Source organism: Brevibacillus sp. RS1.1, assembly GCF_013284365.1.
In the GTDB taxonomy this organism is placed as follows: Bacteria; Bacillota; Bacilli; order Brevibacillales; family Brevibacillaceae; genus Brevibacillus; species Brevibacillus brevis_D.
In genome coordinates, this window is record NZ_JABSVA010000003.1 from 547,058 (window position 1) to 572,996 (window position 25,939).

Annotated in this window: 25 protein-coding genes and 1 other annotated feature (1 of these 26 only partly in view); of the genes, 4 read left to right on the forward strand and 21 right to left on the reverse strand. The window is 47.6% G+C overall.

Annotation, left to right across the window (positions count from 1 at the left end):
* Nucleotides 1-243: a binding site (T-box leader), on the forward strand (it extends 5 nt beyond the left edge of the window).
* Nucleotides 244-313: 70 nt separating this feature from the next.
* From HP570_RS13010 to HP570_RS13025, 4 genes are all read left to right on the forward strand, one after another.
* Nucleotides 314-1,468, forward strand: coding sequence for a pyridoxal-phosphate-dependent aminotransferase family protein (locus HP570_RS13010; RefSeq protein WP_012686111.1), 1,155 nt, complete (start codon nt 314-316; stop codon nt 1,466-1,468).
* Nucleotides 1,461-3,044, forward strand: a complete 1,584-nt coding sequence (gene serA, locus HP570_RS13015; protein WP_173626012.1) for a phosphoglycerate dehydrogenase — start codon at nt 1,461-1,463, stop codon at nt 3,042-3,044. The genes HP570_RS13010 and serA overlap by 8 nt, the downstream gene beginning before the upstream one ends.
* 117 nt (nt 3,045-3,161) lie before the next feature.
* Nucleotides 3,162-4,445 carry an ArsB/NhaD family transporter gene (locus tag HP570_RS13020; RefSeq protein WP_173626013.1) on the forward strand — a complete coding sequence of 428 codons (1,284 nt, stop codon included), beginning with the start codon at nt 3,162-3,164 and terminating at the stop codon, nt 4,443-4,445.
* A 13-nt stretch (nt 4,446-4,458) separates the two neighbouring features.
* Entirely contained in the window at nt 4,459-4,734 is a 276-nt protein-coding gene (locus HP570_RS13025; RefSeq protein WP_041749386.1) for a hypothetical protein, read from the forward strand.
* Nucleotides 4,735-4,774: 40 nt separating this feature from the next.
* On the opposite strand, the gene HP570_RS13030 is transcribed toward HP570_RS13025, so the two are convergent.
* From HP570_RS13030 to spoVAC, 21 genes are all read right to left on the reverse strand, one after another.
* Nucleotides 4,775-5,905 (reverse strand): HAD family hydrolase, encoded by a 1,131-nt coding sequence (locus HP570_RS13030; protein ID WP_173626014.1) that lies wholly within the window; start codon nt 5,903-5,905, stop codon nt 4,775-4,777.
* Nucleotides 5,906-5,919: 14 nt separating this feature from the next.
* Entirely contained in the window at nt 5,920-7,704 is a 1,785-nt protein-coding gene (locus HP570_RS13035; RefSeq protein ID WP_173626015.1) for an ATP-binding protein, read from the reverse strand.
* 1 nt (nt 7,705) lies between these two features.
* Nucleotides 7,706-8,422, reverse strand: a complete 717-nt coding sequence (locus HP570_RS13040; protein WP_012686105.1) for a response regulator transcription factor — start codon at nt 8,420-8,422, stop codon at nt 7,706-7,708.
* Nucleotides 8,423-8,511: 89 nt separating this feature from the next.
* A complete protein-coding gene (ccsB, locus tag HP570_RS13045; RefSeq protein WP_012686104.1) occupies nt 8,512-9,741 on the reverse strand; it encodes a c-type cytochrome biogenesis protein CcsB in 1,230 nt (409 codons plus the stop codon).
* A 24-nt stretch (nt 9,742-9,765) separates the two neighbouring features.
* Nucleotides 9,766-11,400: a cytochrome c biogenesis protein ResB gene (resB, locus tag HP570_RS13050; protein WP_064199944.1), complete on the reverse strand. Its 1,635-nt coding sequence runs from the start codon at nt 11,398-11,400 to the stop codon at nt 9,766-9,768.
* Between the two features lie 13 nt (nt 11,401-11,413).
* Nucleotides 11,414-11,938 carry a thiol-disulfide oxidoreductase ResA gene (gene resA, locus HP570_RS13055; protein ID WP_012686102.1) on the reverse strand — a complete coding sequence of 175 codons (525 nt, stop codon included), beginning with the start codon at nt 11,936-11,938 and terminating at the stop codon, nt 11,414-11,416.
* A 107-nt stretch (nt 11,939-12,045) separates the two neighbouring features.
* Nucleotides 12,046-12,795: a pseudouridine synthase gene (locus HP570_RS13060; protein ID WP_173603851.1), complete on the reverse strand. Its 750-nt coding sequence runs from the start codon at nt 12,793-12,795 to the stop codon at nt 12,046-12,048.
* 114 nt (nt 12,796-12,909) lie between these two features.
* Entirely contained in the window at nt 12,910-13,443 is a 534-nt protein-coding gene (locus HP570_RS13065) for a spore maturation protein (protein ID WP_142496193.1), read from the reverse strand.
* An 11-nt stretch (nt 13,444-13,454) separates the two neighbouring features.
* Nucleotides 13,455-14,045 (reverse strand): nucleoside recognition domain-containing protein, encoded by a 591-nt coding sequence (locus HP570_RS13070; protein ID WP_012686100.1) that lies wholly within the window; start codon nt 14,043-14,045, stop codon nt 13,455-13,457.
* The gene (locus HP570_RS13075; protein ID WP_173626016.1) at nt 14,038-15,210 is read right to left on the reverse strand and encodes a D-alanyl-D-alanine carboxypeptidase family protein; all 1,173 of its coding nucleotides are present in this window, start codon (nt 15,208-15,210) and stop codon (nt 14,038-14,040) included. Before HP570_RS13075 ends, HP570_RS13070 begins: the two co-directional genes overlap by 8 nt.
* 144 nt (nt 15,211-15,354) lie before the next feature.
* Nucleotides 15,355-15,939: an SMC-Scp complex subunit ScpB gene (gene scpB, locus HP570_RS13080; RefSeq protein WP_016739982.1), complete on the reverse strand. Its 585-nt coding sequence runs from the start codon at nt 15,937-15,939 to the stop codon at nt 15,355-15,357.
* Nucleotides 15,929-16,693, reverse strand: a complete 765-nt coding sequence (locus HP570_RS13085) for a segregation/condensation protein A (RefSeq protein WP_142496195.1) — start codon at nt 16,691-16,693, stop codon at nt 15,929-15,931. The genes scpB and HP570_RS13085 overlap by 11 nt, the downstream gene beginning before the upstream one ends.
* A 19-nt stretch (nt 16,694-16,712) precedes the next feature.
* Nucleotides 16,713-17,381 carry a site-2 protease family protein gene (locus tag HP570_RS13090; RefSeq protein ID WP_012686096.1) on the reverse strand — a complete coding sequence of 223 codons (669 nt, stop codon included), beginning with the start codon at nt 17,379-17,381 and terminating at the stop codon, nt 16,713-16,715.
* A gap of 184 nt (nt 17,382-17,565) precedes the next feature.
* Nucleotides 17,566-17,997 carry a peptidylprolyl isomerase gene (locus HP570_RS13095; protein WP_017248063.1) on the reverse strand — a complete coding sequence of 144 codons (432 nt, stop codon included), beginning with the start codon at nt 17,995-17,997 and terminating at the stop codon, nt 17,566-17,568.
* 67 nt (nt 17,998-18,064) lie between these two features.
* On the reverse strand, nt 18,065-20,335 hold the full coding sequence (locus tag HP570_RS13100) for a GGDEF domain-containing protein (protein WP_173626017.1): 2,271 nt from the start codon (nt 20,333-20,335) through the stop codon (nt 18,065-18,067).
* Nucleotides 20,336-20,459: 124 nt separating this feature from the next.
* Nucleotides 20,460-21,782: a diaminopimelate decarboxylase gene (gene lysA, locus HP570_RS13105; protein WP_173603847.1), complete on the reverse strand. Its 1,323-nt coding sequence runs from the start codon at nt 21,780-21,782 to the stop codon at nt 20,460-20,462.
* 179 nt (nt 21,783-21,961) lie between these two features.
* On the reverse strand, nt 21,962-23,431 hold the full coding sequence (locus HP570_RS13110) for a spore germination protein (RefSeq protein ID WP_012686092.1): 1,470 nt from the start codon (nt 23,429-23,431) through the stop codon (nt 21,962-21,964).
* A complete protein-coding gene (gene spoVAEA / locus HP570_RS13115) occupies nt 23,415-23,999 on the reverse strand; it encodes a stage V sporulation protein SpoVABEA (RefSeq protein ID WP_012686091.1) in 585 nt (194 codons plus the stop codon). Before spoVAEA ends, HP570_RS13110 begins: the two co-directional genes overlap by 17 nt.
* A gap of 27 nt (nt 24,000-24,026) precedes the next feature.
* Nucleotides 24,027-24,377 (reverse strand): stage V sporulation protein AE, encoded by a 351-nt coding sequence (gene spoVAE / locus HP570_RS13120; RefSeq protein WP_007724093.1) that lies wholly within the window; start codon nt 24,375-24,377, stop codon nt 24,027-24,029.
* Nucleotides 24,377-25,402 carry a stage V sporulation protein AD gene (gene spoVAD, locus HP570_RS13125; RefSeq protein ID WP_173626018.1) on the reverse strand — a complete coding sequence of 342 codons (1,026 nt, stop codon included), beginning with the start codon at nt 25,400-25,402 and terminating at the stop codon, nt 24,377-24,379. The genes spoVAE and spoVAD overlap by 1 nt, the downstream gene beginning before the upstream one ends.
* Nucleotides 25,403-25,415: 13 nt before the next feature.
* The gene (gene spoVAC, locus HP570_RS13130; protein WP_041749384.1) at nt 25,416-25,901 is read right to left on the reverse strand and encodes a stage V sporulation protein AC; all 486 of its coding nucleotides are present in this window, start codon (nt 25,899-25,901) and stop codon (nt 25,416-25,418) included.
* Between the last annotated feature and the right edge of the window lie 38 nt (nt 25,902-25,939).

Below are 25,939 nucleotides of genomic sequence, written 5' to 3' on the forward strand. Positions count from 1 at the left end.
AGCGATGACGAAGAAACGCTGTGATTGAGAAATCCCCAGAGAGCCGATGGTTGCTGCGAATCGGCGATTTCTCCCACGGTTAAGCACTTCTGAGCTGCTGCGTTGAAAATGGATTCACCATCCAAGTAGACGCAAACGGTAGAACCGTTATCTCTTTTAGGTCATGTACCTACCAAGGCTCTTTTTTGAGAAAAAAGGAGCGAATGAGGGTGGCACCGCGAAGCAAAGCCTCTCGTCCCTCACTGTTCTGTAATAGGAGCAGTGTGAGAACGGGAGGTTTTTTTGATATGCACTTATTTAGGAGGAGAGAACCATGTTTGCAGACAAAATGATTTTGAGAATCCCTGGCCCTACCCCTATTCCACCACGTGTCCAAACGGCGATGAACCAACCGATGATTGGACACCGCAGCGGCAAATTTTCCGCTCTTTTTGCCCGTACTGCTGAAAGACTGAAGCCTTACTTTGGCACCAAGCAGGACGTATACATCTTGGCAGGTAGCGGAACGAGTGCACTGGAGATGGGCGTAGTAAACACGCTTCAACCAGGCGATGAAGCTGCCGTCCTCGTCAGCGGTGCATTTGGTGAGCGCTTTGCAAAAATTTGCGAGCGTTACGGTATCATCGCCCATCGCGTGGAAGTGCCTTGGGGCAAGGCGGTTACACCTGAGCTGATTGAAACATTCCTGCAAAAAAAGCCACAAATAAAAGCCGTATTTGCTACGTACTGTGAAACATCCACTGGGGTAGAAAATCCGATTGCTGACTTGGCGAAAGCAATCCGCACTCATTCGGACGCCCTCTTCATTGTGGATGCGGTAAGTAACCTTGGTGCGGTTCCATGCGAAATGGACGCTTGGGGTGTCGATATCGTAGTAACTGGCTCGCAAAAAGCTTTCATGTTGCCAACAGGCCTTGCCTTCCTCGCTGCGAGTGAACGCGCATGGCAAGTGATTGAGCAAAACAAATCGCTCGCCTTCTATTTGGACCTGAAAGCATACCGCAAGAGCTTGGCCGAGCAAACAACACCGTATACGCCTGCTGTATCCCTCATTTTCGGTCTCGCCGAAGTATTGGATATCATGGAGGAAGAAGGCTTGCCAGCTATCGTAAAGCGCCACGAACTAATGAGAGACATGACTCGCGCAGCGATGAGGGCATTAAACATAAAACTGATGGCAGAAGATCAGTACGCATCGACGACCGTTACTTCTTGCGATCCTGAGGGTACCTTTCATGCAGAAGCTCTCCGCAAAATGTTAACGCAGCAATTCAATATCACAATTGCTGGCGGCCAGCAGCATCTGAAAGGCAAGATCTTCCGCATCGGGCACATGGGTTATTGTGAGCCATTGGATGTCCTGCAAGTCATTTCTGCGATTGAATTGTCGCTTCACCAAATCGGTGCTCCAGTTGAACTGGGTGCTGGTGTAAAAGCTGCTCAGGAGGTGCTCATCGCACATGTATAAAGTACTCATTACTGACCCACTTAGCGAATTTGGAATTCAACAGCTCTTGGACGCTTCTGATGTAGAAGTTGTTCGTCAAACAAACCTCTCCCCTGCCGAACTGATCGATGTGATTGGCGACTACGATGCACTCCTCGTACGCAGCCAAACCCAAGTAACAGCAGAAGTACTTTCTGCCGGCAAAAGGCTGAAGGCTGTCGGTCGCGCGGGTGTTGGGGTCGATAACATTGATATCAACGCTGCCACCCAAGCAGGTATTCCGGTCATCAACGCTCCGGACGGCAACACCATCTCCACCGCAGAGCATTCGTTTGCCATGCTGATGGCTGTCGCTCGTAACATCCCTCAAGCTCACAAGAAGCTAGTAGACGGTACATGGGATCGCAAAAGCTTCCAAGGGGTTGAGTTGAACAACAAAGTACTCGGAGTCATCGGTATGGGCCGTATCGGTTCTGAGGTTGCGAAGCGTGCGAAAGCATTTGGCATGACCGTCATGGGCTTCGATCCTTTCATGACCGAGGAACGTGCGCAAAAAATGGGTGTAACTAACGCAACTGTGGATGAAATTTGCCGCAAAGCAGATTTCATTACCGTCCATACTCCGCTGACAAAAGAAACCCACCATATCATCAGCACGCGTGAATTCGCGAAAATGAAAGATGGCGTTCGCTTGATCAACTGCGCCCGCGGGGGAATCATTGACGAGAAGGCTCTCTACGAGGCGATTACCACTGGAAAAGTCGCGGGTGCAGCTCTGGATGTTTTCGAAGAAGAACCACCTGTAGACAACCCTCTCGTCGGTCTGCCTCAAGTGGTAACGACTCCACATCTGGGAGCTTCGACCATTGAAGCACAGGAAAACGTGGCCGTAGACGTATCGGAAGAAATCCTGAAGGTTCTTCGTAACGAGCCATTCAAAAACGCCGTGAATTTGCCTTCGATTCCTGCACACGTGATGGAAAAAGTTCAACCGTACTTTACGTTGGGTGAAAAGCTGGGCCATTTCCTTGCCCAAGTGACAGTAGGTTCCATTTCGGAAATTTCCATTAAATATAGCGGTGAATTGACGGATGTAGACACGTCCCCGCTGACTCGCACAGTCCTCAAAGGTGTACTGTCCTTCCGTCTAGGAGAGGAAGTCAACTATGTGAACGCCCCAATTCTAGCAAAGGTGCGAGACATCACCGTAACGGAGCAAAAGACAGCACAAAACAAGGGCTTTACGAACTTACTAACTGTTAGCTTAAAAACGACGCAAGAGACACGCACAGTTGCTGGAACGCGACTCAATGGTTACGGTGCACGTATTGTGAAAATTGACGACTTTGCGATTGACGTAGCGCCTGAGGGCTATCTGCTCTACATTCACCATAATGACCGTCCAGGTGTGATCGGACGTGTCGGTTCCATCTTGGGTGAAAACAGCGTGAACATCGCAACGATGCAGGTAGGACGCCGTGATATCGGTGGAGACGCGATCATGATGCTCTCTGTCGACAAACCATTGACTTCGGAGCTTCTCGATACGATGGGTGAGCTGGCGGAAGTGAAAAGCGTTACACAAATCGAGCTGTAGCTTCTCCCTTTCACAGAGAATAGACCTGGCCTTCTGCCGGGTCTTTTTCTTTACCCTGATTTTGGTTAGAGCTATAATGGGACAAGATAATTCTGCACACCAAGGAAGGAGCTTCTTATGACGAACCAGGCATTATTCGCTATTGGTATCTTTTTAGTTACCTATGCATTTATTATTAGCGAAAAGTTACATCGTACCATTGTCGCCATGTCCGGCGGAATTCTCATGGTCTTGTTCGGGATCATTACACAGGAACAAGCAATTCACCATATCGACTTCAACACGCTCGGCCTACTGATTGGGATGATGATCTTGGTTGCCATTACGGCGCAGACCGGTGTTTTCAAGTATGTAGCCATCCGTGCAGCAAAGGTCGCAAAGGGCAAACCGATTCGTATCCTCGTCTACCTGAGCTTGATCACGGCCATTGCCTCCGCCTTTTTGGACAACGTTACTACTGTACTTCTCATCGTACCTGTGACGTTTAGCATCGCGCGCCAGCTCCAGCTTAATCCGATTCCTTTTTTAATCAGTGAAATTATCGCCTCCAATGCCGGAGGAACCGCTACGTTGATCGGTGATCCACCGAATATCATGATTGGCAGTTCTGTGCCGGAGCTTGATTTTATGAAGTTTCTCGTGAATTTGAGTCCAATTATCATCGTGATTATGGCTGTCACCGTTGTTTGCTTGGTGCTCATATACCGTAAGCAGTTAGTAACATCACCTGAGTTGAGTGCAAAAATCATGCAGTTAAATGAGCGTGATGAGATTACCGACAGCCGTTTACTGAAAAAATCCTTAACCGTCATGGCACTGACGATTCTAGGCTTCATGCTGCACGGAGCGCTTCATTTAGAATCAGCCACGATCGCTCTGACAGGAGCTTTTCTCTTACTTCTGCTAACAGGAGAACACTATCTAGAAGATGCCATAAGCAAAGTGGAGTGGAATACGATCTTTTTCTTCATTGGTCTATTTGTTCTCGTCTCCGGTTTAGTTGAAACTGGTGTGATTGCAAAGCTCGCCAATGAAGCGATGAAATTGACAGGTGGAGATCCACTCAAAACCTCCCTGTTAATCCTCTGGTTGAGCGCAATCGCCTCTGCCTTTGTTGACAACATCCCATTTGTTGCTACCATGATTCCGATGATCAAGGAAATGGGCTCCCTCGGGATCACCAATTTGGAGCCGCTTTGGTGGAGCCTTGCACTCGGGGCGTGTTTAGGTGGTAACGGTACTTTGATTGGAGCAAGTGCCAACGTGATTGTGGCTGGCTTGGCTGCAAAAGAAGGACATCATATCGGCTTTTTCAGCTTTATGAAGGTCGCCTTCCCGTTAATGATCCTATCTATCTTGATTGCTCATGTCTACGTTTATCTACGCTATTTTATTTGGTGAGGAGGAATCACTCTTGTTCCATTACACCTATAATCAAGAGGAAATCGAGATCAAGGAACAAATTTCTCAGCAAGATGCTACCTACCATATTGTCGTAAAATCTGAGTCCATGCGAGCTCGTGTCAAAGAAGTTCGTCGTTATTTTGAAGGGAACAAAGACTATACAGATGTCCTGTTTTTTTCACGAGAGGATGGTTCCTTCGAGGTAATCGTCCGTCTCAACATGATTGAATCCTTTTTGATTCATGCCTTTCGCTTCAAATGCTTGCAATCGATTAGTTGGGAATAAAAAAACTCCGCCGTTTCTACATACGGCGGAGTTTTTTTATCTACAGAATGGAAAGGATATCGCGCACATCATCGAGAATAAAATCTGCTTTTTCCTCTTCAAACTTGCTGCGCGCATCTTGACCAGACAGTCCAGTCAATGTCGCTGCAAACTTGCAACCGATTGAGCGAGCCGCTAAAAAATCAGCGAGTGAATCGCCGACGATCAGCACCTCTTCTCCATTTTCGATTGGTAGTGAAAAATGGACAGCATCGCTAATCGGTGCATCGAGTCCGAGCAACCCTTTTACATAGCAATAAGGGTGTGGCTTGGACATCGGCGCAAAGCTAGGAAATGCTTCTTCCGCATCGAGTACGTGAGAGGCAGTTACGACACGGTTCGGGTCAAACCATTCCAGTATGTTCATCTCACTAAGGGGAACATGCGTCTCAATGGTAGGACGCCCTGTTCCAATTCCCAGTGTGTATCCTTTTTCTTTTAACGTGCGGAACAACTCGACCATTTCTGCAGGTGGTACAATCGGAATCTCGTCTGCCAAGAAGCCCTTCTTGCCTGGCTGCATGGTCTCACGCCCAATCGATGCCGCCACACGTTCGTCACCGAGATACCATTCTTGAAACGTCTTTTGAATCAACTGCCATAGATCACTATTGCGAGAGAACATTTCTGTTGCAATACCGCAACGCTCTTTTGCAATCTGGTTCAAGTAGAGCAGCATTTCTGCTTTTTGTGCAGAACCTTTGGCAAAATCAGCGGTGAACGCTGCGTAGTCTACTTGGAAATCAGGCGCATAAGTGGCAGCCCACTCTTTCACTTTTGCCAGTTGCGGTCGATCAATTTGTTCGACAAGAAGGCTCGTTGCTTCTGGAACTTGCGTTTTAACCACTTCAATCAAACGAATCAACTGATAGGAAAACGCAAGGAAAACCATGTCCCAGTTGGAATTGATTCCACGTGACTTGATAAAGTTTAGCACTTCATCATGAGCGAAAACTTGCTCCCGCACTCGTCTGATTTGCGCTTCTTCTGGAGAAGGTGTGAATTCCTCGCCTGCAAGCCCTACATACTGTGGGCTGTACAAAAATTCCCACACTGTCAATGCAGAAGCATCAAAGTATCGCTCTTCACTCAACATAACCCCGTCAACATCAAATAAGATCGTTTTGATCATTTCTCTCTACACTCCTATTTGTTTTTATGTAGCATTAAGGCGATTGTAAAAGTCGTTCCCTCACCCAGTTTACTTTGCACACTAATGGTGCCCCCATGTGCCTCGACTAGGTTTTTCGCAATGGCTAGTCCAAGACCAGTCCCACCAAGTCGTCCACGTGTACGAGCCTTGTCAGCTTTATAGAATCGCTCAAAAACAAACGGCAAATCTTCTTGTGGGATGCCACTGCCTGTATCACTGATCTCAACCAGCAATGTTTTATCCCCGCGAGCCCGAATGGTGACGCTTCCCCCACTTGGCGTATGTCGCAGCGCATTATCGATCAAGTTCGTTAGCACTTGCTCCATACGATCAGGATCAATGAGCACATGGGTATGCGTCGTCGATATTTCAAGGAAGAGATGGATTTCGCGTTCTCTCGCCAGATTGGTGAATTTACGTTGAATGCGCTCCAAATACGGACGCAGCTCCATCGTCTCCTGGAACAATTCAACATGCCCCGCTTCCATCCGTGCCAGGCTAAGCAATTCATTCACCAGCTTGGTCATACGCGCTGACTCATCATAGATAATCTGCGCCAATTCTTTATGCTCTTCCGGTGTCGCTACGATATCATCCACAATCGCTTCACTGTACCCTTGCAGCATGGATAGAGGTGTTCGCAGCTCATGGGATACGTTCGCCACGAAATCATTACGCATCTTATCCAGCTTACGCTCCTGCGTGATGTCTCGAAGAACAGCAACCGCTCCACGGATTTGATCCTTATCGTTCAAAGGTACCATGACAACAGACCATATCCGCCCTTGAACAGGGATATCCTCTGTCACTTCCTGTCCGGTTTGCAAAACCTGCTGATAGAACGGGAACAGCGGCACAGGCTCATCCGAATGCTCGAAATCCCAATCTCGCAAAAATCGTTCCGCTGGCGGATTCGTTACGGCCAGCTTGCCGTTCGCATCTATCATCACAACACCATCTACCATGCTTCTAAGAACGCTCGCCAGCTGCTCCTTCTCTTTGGACAGTGCATCGACTAACTGATTGAGCTTGCTTGCCATCGTGTTAAACGAAGCCGCCAGTTCACCAGTCTCGTCTTGGGTCCTGATCGGGATTTCAGCATGAAAGTCCCCTTCCGCAATGCGATGCGCCGTTTCTTTCATCTGACGTAATGGAGTCGCAATACGCGATGAGAGGAAAAAGGCGAATACAGTGGTAGAGACAAATCCGATGACGCCAACCACAAAGATTAAAAATCTGACTTCCCTAACCGTATCATCAAAATCTTCAATCGCCTGATACATGACCACTGCGCCCGTTTTCCCTGCTCCCATTTCTAAAGGAACAGCAACCGCAAGAAGTTCATGCTTGTTATTTGTACGGTCAGCGGATTTGTTCACATCAATATATATCGTTTTGGTTGCCGGATGCTTGCCTGCCAGCGCATCAGTCAAACCCAATGCAGGATTTTGGAGCAAAAGGTTTATTGGAATACGAGGAAGCCCAGCCCCTTCGCTCATACTGACTTGCTTTCCTTTTTCATCTAGAATGACCATGCCCGTATGATGGACCAAGCCAAACCTGGAAGCCATCTCCATAGCGGCTGTCATATCTGGACTTTGCGCCAAACCGACTGCGATACCATCTGCCAGATCATGCAAATTCTTGGACTGCCGATTGCTATAAAAGCTGTCAAAGGATTGAACGAGCAACAAACTGAAGATCGTTAAGACGAGAGCAAATAAAGCAATAATCGTCATCCATAGCTTTCCGACTACACTGCGAAAAATAACGTCCACTTTACTTAGGCACCTCTAGCTTGTATCCGACGCCCCAAACCGTGGCGATCATATTGGCTGCTTGCGGAGAAACACGGTTCAATTTTTCGCGGAGACGCTTGATATGCGTGTCCACCGTACGCAAATCGCCAAAGAATTCATAGTGCCACACATCTTTCAACAGTTCTTCACGCGTAAACACTTTATCCGGCGACAATGCCAGGTAGTGCAGCAGCTCATATTCTTTTGGGGTCAGGCTCACCTCTTGGCCACTTGCGATGACCTTGTGTGCATCGTGGTCAATGGTCAATTCCGGGAAAACAAGAACAGAATGACTGTTGAATGTCTCTGTCTTCAAATACGCTGTTGCCGAAGAACGACGAAGAATCGCTTTTACCCGGTACATGACCTCACGTGGGCTGAACGGTTTCACGACATAATCGTCTACCCCTGCCTCAAACCCGTGAACGCGGTTCGTTTCTTCCCCTTTTGCCGTCAGCATAATAATAGGAGTTGCCTTGAATTCACGAACACGCTGGCATACCTCGATCCCGTCCATACCTGGCAGCATCAAGTCGAGCAAAATGATATCATAGTCACTTCCTACAGCCATTTCGACTGCTTGCTCTCCATTATCTGCTTCATCAATCAGGAAGTTTTCTCTTTCCAAGTACATTTTCAGAAGTCTGCGAATGCGCTCTTCATCGTCTACAACGAGAATACGTGCCATTTTCTCCATCTGGGAACACCTCTTGCTCTCATATTATCGTAAAACTGTTAGAAGATAGTCCAAAAAGCTGGTGGTAAAACCAGCTTTTCGAGGAATGTCTACACCCCAGCGTAAGAGTGCAGACCAGCAATGACCAAATTGACCACGACCAGTGTAATCAAAATAATGACAAAGCCGATGACGGACATCCATGCTGATTTTGCACCGATCCATCCTCTGGATAGACGCAAGTGCAGGTAGGCACTGTAGAAGAGCCAGACAACTAATGCCCATACTTCCTTCGGGTCCCACCCCCAGAATCGTCCCCATGCCTCTTCTGCCCAAATCATCGCAAAGATAAGGGCCCCGAGAGTAAACACCGGATATCCGATACTGATTGCTCGATAACTGATTTCGTCTAGAAGCTCCGGATCGACGCCCTCAACTGAAGGCTTGATAGCAGCCCCTAATCGTTTTCGGAAAATCAAACGCAAGCCACCATACAAAATTGCCCCAGTCAGGACTGACCACAGCATCGTGTTCAATTTGCGTGCGGCGTCTTTTCCTTCCATCCAGGTAGGTGCCTCAAAGAGTGGTGACATTGGGCCTTCCTTGATGATGGTTGAATCAGCAGGCGCAACAATTGCAGGCAGAATGTACTCCACTTTTGGTTTTACCTTCTGACCCACTGCATTCATTTCTTCTTTCTTCATCTCAAATACTGTCTTTTGATCCATCCGCGCAAACGTAGAATCCATCAAAATGAATCCAACGAGCATCAGAACCACAGCCAGCACAATCTCCAGCCATTTCGTGCTTTTGGTGGAAATATGCTGCGGAACGGTACGGATCAAATACATGAGACCCGCTGCAAAACCAACCGCCAAAATACCTTCACCCAGTGCAGCGGTAGTCACGTGAATATGCAACCAGTAACTCTGCAAAGACGGAATCAATGGGGTGATTTGCTTCGGGAACACGTACGAGTACGCGAGCATGATCACCCCAAGCGGAAGGACAAACGCACCAATCGAGGTCAGCTTGTAAATCCGGTAAATAATTAAGTAGGCCAAGATAATACAGTAATCCAAGAATGCCATAAACTCAAACATGTTACTCGTCGGGCTGTGGCCGCCGGCAATCCAGCGAGCAGCCACATACCCTGTTTGCGCCACAAAACCGATAACGGCTAACCAATACGCAATCCGTCCATAGCGCCCTTCATGTTGTTTGGGATCACGCCCTGCCCAGTTTTTTCCCGTCACGGCTACAGCGAAGAAGATAGACGAGATCACATAGAGCAAAAACGCGATATCCAATAACCAGTCACTCAGTTGGATGAGCTGCACGTTGTTAGTACCCCCTTTGAAGCTTTAGGCCTTGGCCTTCGTTTTATCTTCTATCGTGACAGGGAGCTCCGCTTGTTTAACCAGCCCGTCTACTTCCCTACGAAGACCGAACCAGTTTTTATTCGTATGAGCCGCTACCATGATACTTCCCTCTTGCGTTTGTACCCAAACCCGGCGATGTTGCCAGAACACACCGATTGCAACGCCCGCAAGGAAAATGAACGAACCGAAATAAATCAGTGGCAATGCTTTGTCCACCCGTACATTCAGCCCTGCAATATCGACCAAATCAGGCATTTTGATGTCGAGTCCGTAACGAGGATCATTTTTCTGCGTAAGAATGGTTCCTTCTAGATAAACCAATTTTTCATTATAATTGCCATTGTCTCCGATGAGTTCCAATGCGACCATCGGATTTTTGGGCAAATTGGTTTTCGTCGCAGGCTTCCCATCTTTCCCCATTATAAAATCGGGGAAGTAATCCAAAATCCGTACCGTGAACCCATCTGCAATGGTTTGCTCTGGCTGTGGATTGTACAGATCAATTTTGATAAGGCCGACCTCTTTTTTATTGTTTTTCAAATCGACCACTGTAAAGTTGAGCGCTCCAAGCTGCATCTCTTGCACGCCGCTCTGATAAATGTAGAGGCTGTCCTGCTCCATCGGATGATTCACGACGATCGGCCCCTTCTGCACTTCTACCAAATCCGGCTTTTTCCCTGGAACGTCAGCGCTTTTATTTTTATACAAAATGGCATCTGTCTGGTAGCTCTTCACGATGGCTCCGCCCTTAAGCTCCAGTTGCTCCGGCATTTCTTCTTCTGACCAATACTCTGTCGTGTAGTTCTCGTTTTTTATGTAATAAGGGGTATTCGGAATCGCCATTGTTTGTCCCTCACGCACCCAAACGTACTCGTCCAAGTAAAAGCCAGGCAGGCTTCGCATTAAGGTACCGACCAAAAACAAAATCAATCCAATGTGATTAATGTAAGGACCCCAACGGCTAAAACGGCCTTTTTCAGCCATAATCGCTCGTTCTGTGCGAAAAATGCGGTATCCTTTTTCTTTCAATGCCAGAGCAGAGGCGTCCAGTATCGCTTCGTGATTGGCTTCTGGAGCAAGCTCACCCTCTGCAAACAGCTTTTGCCCTTTCAAAAAGGACTTGTGCTGGTTCAATCTCGGCTTGTTTAACGCTTTATACAGCGGTACTACCCGGTCCAGACTACAGATAACCAAAGCGGTACCGAGCATAACCAAAAGCGTCACAAACCACCAGGACGAGTACATATTGTGAAATCCAAGGCCGTAAAAAATCGTTCCGATCGTTCCATATGTTTCTGTGTAAAAGCGGGCAACATCTGCTTCTGTCGGTACGGGTACCGGTATGTACATTTGCTGCGGAAAGATGGTTCCGACTGCGGACGCCACCAAAATGACAATAATGATACCGATTGCAATTTTGACCGAAGAAAAAAAGTTCCAGACTCGATCGATTACCTTCGTGTTATTTGTTTGAGAACGTCTTGCCATTCCTTCATAACGCATGTCAGGAAACGATGTCTGCTCGTGGACTTCCACATTCAAAGGCTTCCCGCAAGACTCACAGAGCAGCGTTCCAACCGGGTTGGTATGACCGCATTCGCATTTTCGCTGATCCATCATTGCTCCTCACTTACGGCAAGATTTTTGTTATTTTCGACTCAATCATCGCTTCATCTAACTGCCCGATGAAAACTTCCTTCACTTCTCCATCTGGATCGATGAAAAAGGTCGTCGGAATCGGACCGATTCGATACAGCTTTGTAATTTCCGATTGGCGATCGAGCAAAATAGGGAAGTCAATCCCGAACTGCTTTACAAATGGGTCTACGGCAACTGGCGATTCTCCGATATTGACGCCAAGTACAACCAATCCCTTGTCTTTGAATTTCGTGTATTGTTTTTGCAATGCTGGCATTTCTTTCTTACAGGGTTCACACCATGTGCCCCAGAAATTCAGGATAACGCCCTTTCCTTTCAAACTTTCCAGAGTCAGCTCTGGCCCATTCAATTGTTCCAAACTAAAATTCGGAGCATCGCTTCCTACTTTCACAGCACCGGGGTCCTTCACAAAGCTGGAATAAAGTGCAAAGACCAGCGCTACAAGCAAAACACCCAATACCGCGATCCTGACATATGTACGATTGCTTTTGTTCATGACGCCTACTCCCATCTACTGCTAATAAATTGCATCCTTTTTCCATTCTATTATAGCGTTCCTAGTTTTTCCGACAGCGCACAACTTATGAACAGATTTTGAACGAATCAATGTTTCGAACGCGGGCTGCGTTTCTTTTGAACCAATCCCCGCTTCAAGCTCTCCACTTCCTCATGAGTGAGCTTGCGAAATTCGCCCGGCTTTAGTCCATCTAATGTGAGAAACCCTAAACGGATTCGTTCCAATGTCAACACCGGATGACCGATCGCCTCACACATTCTGCGAACTTGGCGGTTTCGACCTTCATGTATGGTCAGTTCTACCAATGCCCGCTGGCTGCTAGACTCTGCCTTTAACAATTTTGACTGACCGGGAGAAGTCATGCCGTCTTCCAAACGAATGCCGGTTGCCAGCTTGCGCACTTTTTCCGGACTGGGGATTCCCTTTACCCATGCCCGATACACTTTATCGATTTCATAGCTTGGATGGGCCAGCCTGTTGGCGAGCTCCCCGTCGTTCGTCAAGAGCAACAAGCCGGAAGTATCGTAATCCAAGCGACCTACTGGATATACCCGTTCTTGAATTCCCTTCAACAGATCGATCACTACCCTTCTGCCTTGCGGGTCTGTGACGCTCGTAATGACACCCGTAGGCTTGTACAGCAAGAGATAAACATGTTGCTCCAGCTTAATCTGCTGTCCATTCACCACAATTTTGTCCTTGAGCGGATCGACTTTTATTCCTTGCTCTCGTACAACTTGGCCATTTACCTGCACCTTGCCTTGCGCAATCAATTCTTCACAATGGCGACGAGAGGCGACTCCAGCATGCGCCAATACTTTCTGTAAACGTTCCATCGTTGGTTCACCTCTACAACATCATACCCATTCTTACTAGTGTGGACAAGAAAAAGGGAAAAACTTCCCCATAACGAAGAGGAAGTTTTCCATACCTACTCTATTTGAGCTCTTTTAATTGAAAATGTAGGAGACAATGAGCAGTGAGAAGATGACACCCGCCAGGTCCGACCACAAGCCTACCTTTAGTGCATACGCAGAATTACGAATGCCAACTGCGCCAAAATAAACGGTTAAGACGTACAGTGTCGTATCTGTACTCCCTTGCATAGTAGCAGCCAGTCTACCCAAAAAAGAATCGGGACCGTACTGCGCGATCAGATCTGTTGCAATCGCAAGTGAGCCTGTACCCGTCAACGGACGAAGCAACGCCAACGGGACCAGTTCCTCCGGAAAATGCAGCAGGTCAAGAAGCGGCTTAAGGGCGCGAAGCAGTAGATCCAATGCTCCTGACTCCCGAAACATACTCACCGCGACCATCATGGCGATCAGGTGCGGGAGTATGCGAATCGTAGTGGTTAAGCCGCCTTTTGCTCCATCTACAAACGTCTCGTAGACGGGGACTTGTTTCCGCCACCCATACAACAAGACAAAGGCAATCGTAACGGGAATGGCCCAAAGAGAGAGCAGGGATACCCATTGGTACATAAGGACTCCCCCTATCTGTGTCTTCGTATATGCCGATAACGATACATTCGATCAATCAACAGGGCGACAATGGTGGCAGCAAAGGAAGATAACAGCGTAGTACCTACGATTTCTACGGGGTTCACGGAGCCATACTGCATGCGGATCGCGATCATCGTCGTAGGAATAATCGTAATGCTTGCCGTATTAATTGCCAGCAGCGTACACATGGCAGGCGAAGCGTTTTGCTTATCTGGATTTAGCTTTTGGAGCTCTTCCATTGCTTTTAGCCCCATTGGAGTTGCTGCATTTCCAAGCCCGAGCAGGTTTGCGCTCATATTTGAGAGGATATAGCCCATAGCAGGATGCCCTTTTGGTACATCGGGAAAAAGGACTTGGATGATCGGAGACAATACCCTCGCCAATAGCTCAAGGAGTCCTGACTTTTCAGCAATCCGCATCATTCCCATCCAAAAGGCGAGAACACTGAGAAGTCCGAGACAAACCGTGACGCCCGTCTTGGCTCCCTCAAACGCTGCTGCGTTGATCGCTTCCATCCGCCCTGTCACGGCCGCGACAACAATGCTAATGACAATGAGCCCGAGCCAGATGACATTAAGCACTCCACAGCCCCCCTGACACTATTCCCCAAAACTGCTCCCACATTGAGCGTGAAGCTTGCGGAGCTGCTAACGTCGGCGTATCCACACGAACTAGCAACGGAACCTGCCCAATCCTCTTTTCCTTTAAATAAAGTTGAAGAAATCCTGCTAGTTGACCATTCATTTTTGATGTTACCGTTGATTCTCCCATAACGACACGCTTGTGAATCGCCTCTATCTCTGCCGTTTGCAGTGGATACTGAAAAGCGTTTGTTGTGACAAGATGAGTTCCTGCTTCAAGTGTGACTGGCGTGTCAGGCTTTACCTCCTGCCCATTTTTGACCAGTTCTTGTAGTGGATAATTCGCAAAACCCCAGTCCATCAGCTTGGCGGAGTCGTTCCAGTCATCAGAAGCATTTAGAGTAATCGTCGCCAACTGCCTTCCATTCCGTGTGGCAGAGGAAGCCAGGCAGCGCTTCGCGAGTTTTGTGTATCCCGTTTTCACACCATCAGCACCATTGTAGAGGTGAAGCATCTTGTTTTTGTTCAGCAGGCGCCGGTCCCACTGTTCACCTTCCCATGAAATATCCTTGACTTTCGTTGAGACGATTTGACGAAATACCGGATTATGTAAGGCGTAGGCGGACAGCTTTGCCATATCTTCCGGAGTAGAGTAATGCTGGTTACTGTCATCTAAACCATGCGGATTGGTGAAATTCGTATGCTCCATTCCAATCATGGCCGCCTTTTCATTCATCAAGTAAGTGAATCCGGGGACTGACCCTCCGATGTGCGTTGCGATGGTGACGGCCGCGTCATTGCCAGATCGCAGCATCAAACCGTACAGCAGTTCTTCCAGCGTGAGCTTCTCCCCATTTTTCAAGTAGATCGATGACCCTTCCACCCCTACTGCTTGTGGTGGTACCGTTACCTGTGCATCCAATTTGCCCATCTCGATTGCTACGATTGCTGTCATCGTTTTGGTCAAACTCGCAATCCTCATTTTTTTCGTACCGTTTTTGGAATAAAGAATCCGTCCACTCTCGACATCGATTAGTGCTGCCCCTTCTGCTGACAAGCCAGGTGGAGCTGTAGCAGCCTTTACCACTGCTGCCGGCGTAAGAAGAGCCATCTGTATAAAAAGAAAAACGACGAGTACGCCGGACAGATATTTTCGTATGTTCATAAACGTCCTCCCCATTTGAAAACTTGGACTCAACCTTGTCTATAAGACAAGAGAAAAGCCGTCGTTATACCACGATACACAGGTTTGTACCATAGTATATGGGGACGAGTCGTATGATAGTACGAAAAACTGTCCGGGCTGTAACTAGTCGTTTGTCGCTTCTTCTGCTTTTCCGAATAGCGCTGATGCTTCTAGACGCGCTTCTTCAATATCAAGATTGACAGGCGGTTCTGGCAAATCCCCCAGTTCCCGTAGACCAAAATGCTCCAAAAATTCTTTGGTGGTCGCGTACAAAATGGGGCGTCCGATTCCCTCTGCTCTCCCCGCTTCGCGAATGAGTTGTTTAGATAAGAGGGTGTTCAGTGCTTTTTCGCATTTAACGCCACGGATTTCTTCAATCTCCGAACGGGTCAGGGGCTGCTTGTACGCAACAATGGCGAGAGTCTCCAATGCTGCTTGGGATAGCGTTGACTGACCTGGCGATGTTGCTAGCCGTTCAAAATAGGGTACATGCTCGGGCAGCGTGGTCAGCTGATACGCTTTTGCCACTTCCACGATTTGAATACCGCGTCCTGCCCGGCGGAAGTCAGCTTTCATGTCTTCGATCAAATCGATGACCTCTTCTTCCGACACCTCAGTAATTTCACTAATTTCTTTGGCATCGATTCCTTCATCACCCGAGATGAACAGCAAGCCCTCGATTACGCCTTTCAGCTTGTCATAGTCCATCAGTATGGGCTCCTTCCATTCCGTTTTCACATATGATGATGTCTTGAAACAACTGATTTTGTACACACGTAATGTGCTTGGCCTTCATGAGCTCAAGCAAGGCAAGAAAGGTCGTCACAATCTCTGTACGCGTCGCTCCTTGCGTAAACAACTCAGAAAAACGAACCATCCCACCGCTGCGTACCGCTTGGCGTATCTCGGTCATCCGATCCTTGATGGAGATTTCGTCGCGTGACACCGTGGTCATCGGTTCTTTTTCTTTCGTTTTCTTGACCAGCTTTTCCAACGCGTTGATCAAATCGTAGAGGGTCACATTCGTTACGGTATGATCCTCTTCACGCACGTAAGGAGACAAATTTTCTGCGGGACGCGTAAAGACTTGATTACGACCGATTTCCATTTCTCGCAGGTTCTCGGCGAGCATCTTATATCGCTTGTACTCCAACAGACGCGCAACCAGTTCTTCACGCGGGTCTATCTCGTCTACATCCATATCGAGGAACTGCTGAAAGACATGCTCCTCCTTTTTCGGTAACAGCATCTTGCTTTTAATAGAGAGGAGCGTAGCCGCCATGACTACGAACTCACTGGCCACATCCAGTTGGAGCTCTTGCATCTTGTCAATCGTCGCGAGGTATTGCTCCGTAATTTCCGCTACCGGTATGTCGTAGATGTCCACCTCAGCCTTGTCGATCAGATGGAGCAACAGATCGAGTGGTCCCTCAAAGGAATCAAGTTTGATGCTGTAAGCCAAAAGTCGTCCCTCGTTTCCGTTAGATGAACACGCTTAGGATGTTCACTGCAATCTGTTGAATCCAGGTGCTAACAATAGCAAGCGGAATCCCAAAAATAGTAGAGCTGACACCTGGAATGAAAATCAGTAAGAGCAAGATCCACGGTCCGTATACCTCATAATTATAGTACTTCGAATCCCAACTGCGAGGAGACAAGAAGCGTAAAATTTTGTAGCCATCCAATGGTGGGATCGGCAAAAGGTTAAAGACGAAGAGTGCAGCATTGATAATGATACTAAATTCAAGCGTTACCTGAATGGCGAAGGCTGCTTTCTCATTCATTCCTACCAACATTCCAGAATAGCGTACAAGAATGTACACGACGCAGAATAAGATCGATAGTATCAGGTTGATAATCGGACCTGCCACCGAAACGTAAACAATCCCTAATCGCTTGTTCCCACGAAAATGAAGTGGATTGATCGGCACCGGCTTCGCCCAACCAAATGGACCAAACAAAATGAGAATCAAACCGAACGGATCAATATGCGGGATTGGATTTAATGTTAAGCGGCCCTCCGATTTCGCCGTATTGTCACCCAGCTTCCAAGCAACAAAGGCATGCGCCCATTCATGCAAAGTGAAAGCGATAACGAACGCAATTAAGCGAAACGGTACCGTTTTCCAATCAAAGTGAAAAAGATCCATTGCTTCCTCCAATCATGCGCGTTCAAAAAGTCATCTTTTTGAACAACCCCAGATAAAAATCGTCTATCTTCTAGCATACCAGCAGATAGATAGGCTTACAACCCCATTCAAAACTGCCCTAACATGCATCCTGACAAAAAACACCGACAAGGTTTCCCTCATCGGTGTTCATTTCACGAAACTTTTATTCGCCTACTTTAACTGTACCCATTTTATCGCCTTGTTTGATTGCATCAACGTGTTCCATACCGGAAGTGACGCGACCAAATACCGTATGTACGCCATCGAGATGAGGGAAAGCATCATACAAGATGAAGAATTGGCTTCCGCCTGTGTCTTTTCCTGCGTGTGCCATGGATAGGTAACCGCGCAGATGCTTGTGTGGGTTTCCTTTTGTTTCACATTTGATTGTGTAACCAGGACCGCCTGTACCTGTTCCGTATGGGCATCCGCCTTGTGCTACGAAGCCAGGGATAACACGGTGGAAGGACAGACCGTTGTAGAAGCCTTCGTTGATCAATTTCTCAAAGTTTGCAACTGTGCCCGGAGCTTCTTGATCGAACAGCTCCAGCTCGATTTGGTTACCATTTTCCATGGTGATGAGCGCCTTTTTCATATGTTGACCTCCATACCTTGTAAAGTTAACGTACCCATTCTACCATGGAGATCGATTGGCGTCCAATTTATCCCTCGATGCGGATCTGCTCTTCGCCAGGCAACTCACAATCGGTAATAAAAACGGTCCCCGCCTTCGCTTTTGCGACCATTTTCACGTACGCTGCCTTCTCTGCAATTTGTTCTGCATTGATGTACTTCCCCACGTAAAGGACGACACCTGCCATCGACATCGAGAGCTCCTGACCGTCCCCCATTCTGCGCTTTTCATAAATGTCCGAAAAGTATGGCGTAAAAGCATCCATGATAAACAAAGCAACATCATTGGCACATTGCGCTGTCGTAATCAAGATAAAATCATCTCCGCCAATATGACCGATGAAGTCAGACCCACTCCCGTACCATTTCGAGGCTTCCCGCAACAAGTTCGCGGTTCGAACAATGATCTGATCTCCCACTTCAAACCCGTAGCGATCGTTAAACCATTTGAAACGGTCGAGATCACAGTAGATGACCACCTGATGATCATTCCGTTTTAGCCGTTGGTTCAATTCTCGTTCAATCTGTACGTTCCCCGGCAATCCTGTTAGCGGATTGGCTGAGCTCGCCATCTCGAGTTTGATGGAAGCCATTTTGTCCAACAGCTTTTGCACGGTTACGATACCGATGTACTCTCCATTTTCATCAATAATAATGACCACATCATACAAATGATACGCATCTCTGGCCATTGCCCGCTTCGCTACCTCATCCAACTTGTCGTCTTTGGTAGCTTTTAGCGGATTGGTATTCATGATTTGAGAAACGGGCCTTTCATAATACAGTGCAATTCCGTATTGACCACCGAGAATTTTATACAGAGAAAACCGCATCACAAGCCCGACTGGTATGTCGTTCTCCAGCACAACCACACTTTCAATTCGCTGATTTTGTTCGAAAATCTCATGGATACGTCTTACTTTCACATGCTTTTCAACACTGATTGTCTTCGTCAAGATTTCCGTCATAGCCGGAGTGGGCAGTATTGATGCTTCCTGCTCAACCCGCTTTTCCATCGTAAACCGCAGAAAGTTCATTGCCTTTCCACATAGCTGCGCCATCCCTTTATCCGGCTTGCCTAAATAGTAACCCTGTCCGTAGATGACACCGACGTCCATGAGCGTTTCCAGTTCACGTTCTGTCTCGATCCCTTCTGCTATGATTTTGCAGTTCACCTTGTCAGCAAAGGATACAAACGTTTCCAACAACGCCTGCTTAATCGGATCGACATCGATATTGCGGATCAAGGACATGTCGAGCTTGATAAAGTCTGGGTAGATTTCTGTAATCGATTCCAAGCTGGAGTACCCTGCTCCTGCATCATCTACGGCAATCATATAGCCCTGCTTGCGATATTCCTCGATGATTTTTCGAAAGGCAGCGTAATTCGTAATCGCGTGGCGCTCTGTAATTTCAAACACAATGTTTTGTGGTGTCAGCTCATACTCTGCCAAAAGCAACTGCACTTTGCCACGCAGCAAAAACGGATCGTCAATCGCACGTGGGTCCAAATTGATGAACAGTTTTTCATGAGGCTTCAGGTAGCGGATATGCTCCAATGCCCGTTTGCGACATATATGCTCCAAACGAAACAAAGTATCTGTCTCTTGTGCATAATTGAACAAGGCAGCCGGAGTTGCAAAGAGACTGTTGACTGGTCCTCGCGCCAGTGCTTCCCATCCCAAAGCTTCGCCATTTGGCAAATGAATGATCGGCATGAAGTGCATGTGAACGTTTTCTTCTGCAAGCAGCTTGTGAAATTGTCTAATGTGCGCATATTTTTCGGAGGTAATCCCATACTTGGCTATATGTACAGCATGTTTGACAGAGGTATACATCTCTTTCACGATATCTTCTCCGATGATTTCCGAATAGCCGATATGGACACGAAGCTCCTCACGATTGACGAAGCTCACTTGTCGATTTAACTGCCGTTCAGCCAGCTCCTGAAAATGAATCGATAGCATTTGACAGTCTTCCTCACTCATCATATTCGAAAAGGAAGTGTAGATGGCAAAATCGTCTCCCCACAGCTTTTGAATTGCGATGATTCTCCCTTTGATTTCAAATGCTTGGCGAGCCACAGTTGGCAAAATGCTTTCGAATATATGAAGAACTCTCTTGGCACTTGTATCTCCGTAGCGATTCTCTATCTCTGTCAGCTTGACGATATCTATATAAAACATGACGACTTTCTTCTCTCTCTCCACTTCTTGCCGAATCATCGCCTTCATCCATTGGCGTTTGTCCAATGAAATGTAGGGTATTCGTCGAAACCGCTTCATAAGAGTCGACAACATGATGAATCGCTCCCCCTCACCCTTCCATTATGCCGAGAAAACATTAAGCAATCATGAATGAGAGATGAAGGAAATACAAAACCTTCCCAAACAATCAGGAAGGTTTGTGCATTTTTTATGAAATTTAGCGCAGAAGCTGTGCGCGTTTTGGCAAAACATCATGACCGACTACTTCTGCGTACGTTTCGCGTCTTACGACTACTTCTGCTTCTCCGTCCTTTACAAATATAACTGCCGGACGAGCGATCCGGTTGTAGTTGTTCGCCATCGAATAACCGTATGCACCTGTACTTGGGACGGCGAGAATATCGCCTGCTTGCGCTTCTGGCAGCTTCACATCCCAGATGAGCATATCACCTGATTCACAGCACTTGCCCGCAATGGATACAACTTCAGTGGCAGGTGCATTCATTTTGTTTGCAATCGCTGCTTCGTATTCTGCATCGTACAAAGCTGGTCGCAGATTGTCTGTCATCCCACCATCGACCGCAATATATTTCCGGACATTGGGAATGTTCTTATGTGACCCAATTCGGTACAAGGTTGTCCCTGCATCGCCTATAATACTGCGACCCGGCTCGATCCAAATCTCAGGTAGAGGAATCGCAAGCGCCGTGAGTTCCTCGCGAACGATATCTGTAATGGCTTTGATATACGTTTCCGCTGGCTGCGGTGTATCGCCTTCTACATACCGAATACCGAAGCCGCCTCCTACATTCAGTACTTCTGGGAGGAATCCCAGTTTTTCTTTTGCTTCGCCCAACAGCTCTGTCAACCGTTTGACAGCGACGAGGAAGCCTTCTGTTTCAAATATTTGTGAACCAATATGGCTATGAACTCCCAATAAATGGAGATGATTGCTTTCGTGAGAGAATTGAATCGCCTCAAGAGCCTGGCCGTTTTGCACATCAAAGCCAAACTTGGAGTCAATTTGCCCTGTAGAAATGTATTCATGGGTATGAGCTTCTACACCCGGCGTGACACGCAAGAGAATGGCGACTTTTTCGTTTCGCTCTTCGGCCAATTGTGCCAACATGTGCAGCTCATAAAAGTTGTCCACAACGAAACAGCCAATTTTGGCATCAAGCGCCATGATTAACTCATCATAAGATTTGTTGTTGCCGTGAAAATGGATACGCTCTACGGGGAATCCAGCTTGCAGGGCCGTATACAATTCGCCGCCAGATACTACATCGAGTGACAAACCTTCCTCTTCAACCAGCTTGCACATCGCCATCGTGCAAAATGCTTTGCTCGCGTAAGCAACCTGGAACGAAAAACCCGTATTGTGAAACGCATTGACAAATTCCCGGCATTTGGTGCGAATTTGTTGTTCGTCATACACATATAAAGGTGTTCCGTAAGTAGCAGCTAGCTGTGTCGAATCACAGCCTCCGATTTCCAAGTTTCCTTGTTCATTCACTCGACTTGTCCCGTGTAAGTACATGTTCCGTTTCCTCCCCAATTCGTTCGCACCGATGATGTATATAGACAACTTTTTATAAAGAAAGGCAACCAACAAGGAGCGTCAGTTGCCATACAGAAACTATTGTTCGTAAGGCTTCCCTACAATTTACTACAAGGTTGTGCGTTTGACAATGGGTGATCCCATCCGTTTTCAGAATATTATTGCCGAGAGGAATTTTGCGAGCGAACGATACTCGGCCTGTTGTTTTTGCTCGGCACAGCCAGCCGTACCACAATATCTTTCATCCCTTTGTAGTTGAATGGAATGAATGGCCATAAGTAAGGCGTATTGAGCGAACGAGTGGAAGCCAAGAAAATCAGGATGAGCGTAATTCCGATCATCAGTCCAGGCGTAGAGAAAAAGCCTACCATAAGTATCAAAAACAAGCGAATAAGTCGATTTGCCAAGCTCAGCTCATAGCTGGGAGTCGAGTACATCCCAATTGCCGCCACTGCCAAATACAAAATAACCTCGGGTGCTAGGAGTCCTACCTTGATCGCCACGTCCCCGACCAGAATCGCGGCCAATAAACCTACGGCAATCGAGAGCGGCGCAGGCGTATGAATGGCGGCCATCCGCATCAAGTCCAGACCGAGCTCAGCGATCACGAATTGTGCCAAAATAGGAATGCTGCCCATCTTTTTGATCCCTAAGAAATGAAGCGGCTCCGGTATCATGGAAGGGTGCATGACCAAAAGCAACCAGATCGGTAATATAAAAACCGATGCAAAGATTCCCAGAAAACGAACCCAGCGCAGATAAGCACCGATTACCGGTGTTTGCCGATATTCCTCCGCATGCTGGACATGATGAAAATAGGTGGCGGGTGTGATCATGACACTTGGCGAAGTATCCACATAAATCAGTACGTGACCTTCCAATAGATGTACAGCAGCCACATCGGGACGTTCTGTATAGCGGACTAATGGAAAAGGGTTCAACGTTTTTCCGATGATAAATTCTTCGACGGTTTTTTCTGCCATCGGGATCCCGTCAATCTGGATGTTTTGTAGACGCTCCTTCAACGTATGGACGAGCTCTTCATTCGCTACATCGTGCAAGTAGGCAACCGCAACATCTGTTTTGGTACGCTCCCCAATCTGCATGATTTCGAATCGGAGCCGTTCGTCACGTATTCTTCGGCGGGTAAGAGACGTATTGGTTACAAGTACTTCTGTAAAACCGTCATGCGCTCCGCGTACGATCCTCTCCGTATCTGGCTCCTGCGGTGTGCGATTTGGCAGGATTTTGGCATCGAGGATAATGGCGTGGGAAGATCGGTCAATGATCAGACCTACTTGACCGACGAGCAATTTATCCATAAACTCGTCAGTCGTATCTACCTTACTCAGTTGGTAGAAAGGGATGAATTTGTGAAACAAATGGTCGAAAGCGTTGTCAGCCATATCCCGCTCACGTACATCATTCAGCTCACGCATGATCTGCGAAATCAGTAGGCTTTCCGCGAAGCCGTTTATGTAATACAACAACATGCGTGTATGGCCCACATAAAAATCATGGACCCCAATATCAAAACTCTTGCCGACACCAAGTCTGTCGTTCAAATACTTCTGATTCTCTTCCAGATAAGGCGAGATGGGATGACGTTTTTCAGTGACCTGTGCCATGAGCGCCGCTCCTTTCCATTATCCATTGCACCGCTCTCTTCGTGATGGGACAACCGTTTTGCAAGCTGTCCCTCCCCTCCATTTTACCTATATCTCCAATCCCGATGACATTGGGTACATGCAGAGAATTCAAGATGTCTACGGTATCTCCATAAATATGATGCTGAAGTTGCTCATCTGCGTACCCGTCCTTGTCCACCGCTTCGTCTACAATTTGTCCTTGGTTATTGACGGAATAAGCGACCGTCGCACCTTTGACCCATTGTGTATTCGAGGCTACTGCAATCGCACCAATTACTTCAATATCAGGATGCTTCACCACGTATTCGAGTGCTTGTTCCCCTCTCCCCTTGCCGTAATCTCCGTTGTCATCGAACATGACGATAACAGGATCATAAGGTGTCATCTTAATCAGTTCGACCATCTGATTCCCTCGCAGTGGAGTCGGATTCCCGGCAGACAGTGAGATACATCGACCACCAAATTGTTTGGCGACATTCTCGATAACCTTTTGGGCAATATGATCACCGTCTGTCACCAATATGACTTTCCGGCGTACTGGGTCCATGCTGGGTCACCGCCTTACTGCCTAGACTTACCCTTTGGGTTTAAAAATGAGAGAAGCAAAAAATCCGAATGCGATCGCAGCCGATATACCCGCACTCGTGACCTCAAAAATCCCCGTTGCTACACCGATCAATCCATGTTGTTCGGCCTCGCTGATGGCTCCATGATACAAAGAGTGACCAAAGCTCGTGATCGGTACAGTCGCACCTGCGCCTGCGAAATCGATAAATTTGTCATACACGCCGATAAAATCGAGAAAGACTCCTGCCACGACCAGCGTACTCATGACATGAGCAGGCGTTAGCTTGCCAACATCAAGAAGGAGTTGACCCACTACACAAACCAATCCCCCTACGACAAAAGCAATCAGGTATTCCATTAGCTGCCTCCTTCAAGCGCAACCGCATGTGCGATGCACGGTATCGAATTTCCCTGCTGAGTGCTTACCGGGCTTAAAAGTGCTCCCGTGGCGCAAACCAATACATTTTTCAGTAAACCACGGTTTAGCTGATCAATAATGTAGCTATACGTGACCACGGCACTGCTTGCGCAACCGCTCCCACCTGAAAATACATCCTGATCTGGGGAGTAAATCATCAACCCACAATCATTGTAGACTTGATCCATATCATAGCCTTCGCTTAACATGAGCTCCTTTAGAATCGGGTACCCGACAGCAGCCAAGTCGCCAGTCACAATCAAGTCATAGGATTGTGGGGAGCGCCCCGTATCTTCAAAATGTGTCTGGATCGTTGATGCAGCAGCTGGAGCCATGGCCGTCCCCATGTCGAACGGATCTTTAATCCCCATGTCCACTACTTTTCCCATCGTCGCATATGTAATGCGTGGACCATTTCCCCCGATTCCAACCAATCCTGCACCTGCTCCTGTCACCGTCCACTGGGCACTTGGGGGCTTCTGTCCTCCGTATTCCGTGGGATAACGATACTGCCTCTCCGCTGTGGCATTGTGGCTACTGCAAGCAGCGATCGCCTTATTTGCATAGCCTGCGTTTACCAGAGCCGCCGCATTTGCCAGTGTGAGCATCGAGGTTGAGCACGCTCCGTACATGCCGAGTAGAGGCATCGCCAACTTTTCTGCTGTAAAGTTGGTCGTGATGTTCTGATTCAACAGGTCGCCAGCGAGAATGAGATCCACATCCTTGCCTGTGATGCCCGCCTTTTGCAACAGGGTATTGACTGCATCCTCCATCATCTGGCGTTCGGCGTCTTCCCATGTCTGTTGGCCTGCATACATATCGTCGTGAATTTTATCAAACAAGTGCGCCAGTGGTCCTTCACCTTCTTTTGGTCCCACAGCAACTGCCGAGCTTTGCAGACGAACATTTTGATCAAAGTGCCAGGTTTGCCGATTGACTCGTTTCACTGGTTGATTGTTTGACACCCGCAGCCCTCCCTTAGAAAAGCATGTTGAACAGGCTCTTTATAATTCCCGCAATGAAAGCAGCAACAACCCCAAATACAATGACCGAACCAGCGAGCTTAAACATATTTCCGCCAACGCCGAGCACCAACCCCTCGCTCCGATGTTCGATGGCAGCAGAAGCGATCGAGTTGGCAAAGCCTGTAACAGGCACGGCTGATCCTGCTCCAGCATACTGCCCGATATTGTCATACACGCCTAATCCTGTCAGCAAAACAGATAGAAAGATAAGCGTCGCAACGGTCGGATTGCTTGCCGTTTTCTCCGTAAATCCGAAGAAGGTAATATACATATTTTGAATAGCCTGACCCAACAAACATATGGTCCCTCCTACCCAGAATGCACGAAACGAGTTCAGCAGAACGTTTCGTTTGGGCTGGAACTTCGAAGCCTGCTGTTGATACAGTTGTTTGGTCATCTGCATCGATCCGGAATTTTTGGATTTTGTTTTGGTTGCCATGCCCTTTCACTCCCTGTGTATGCTTTCTTCCTATATCC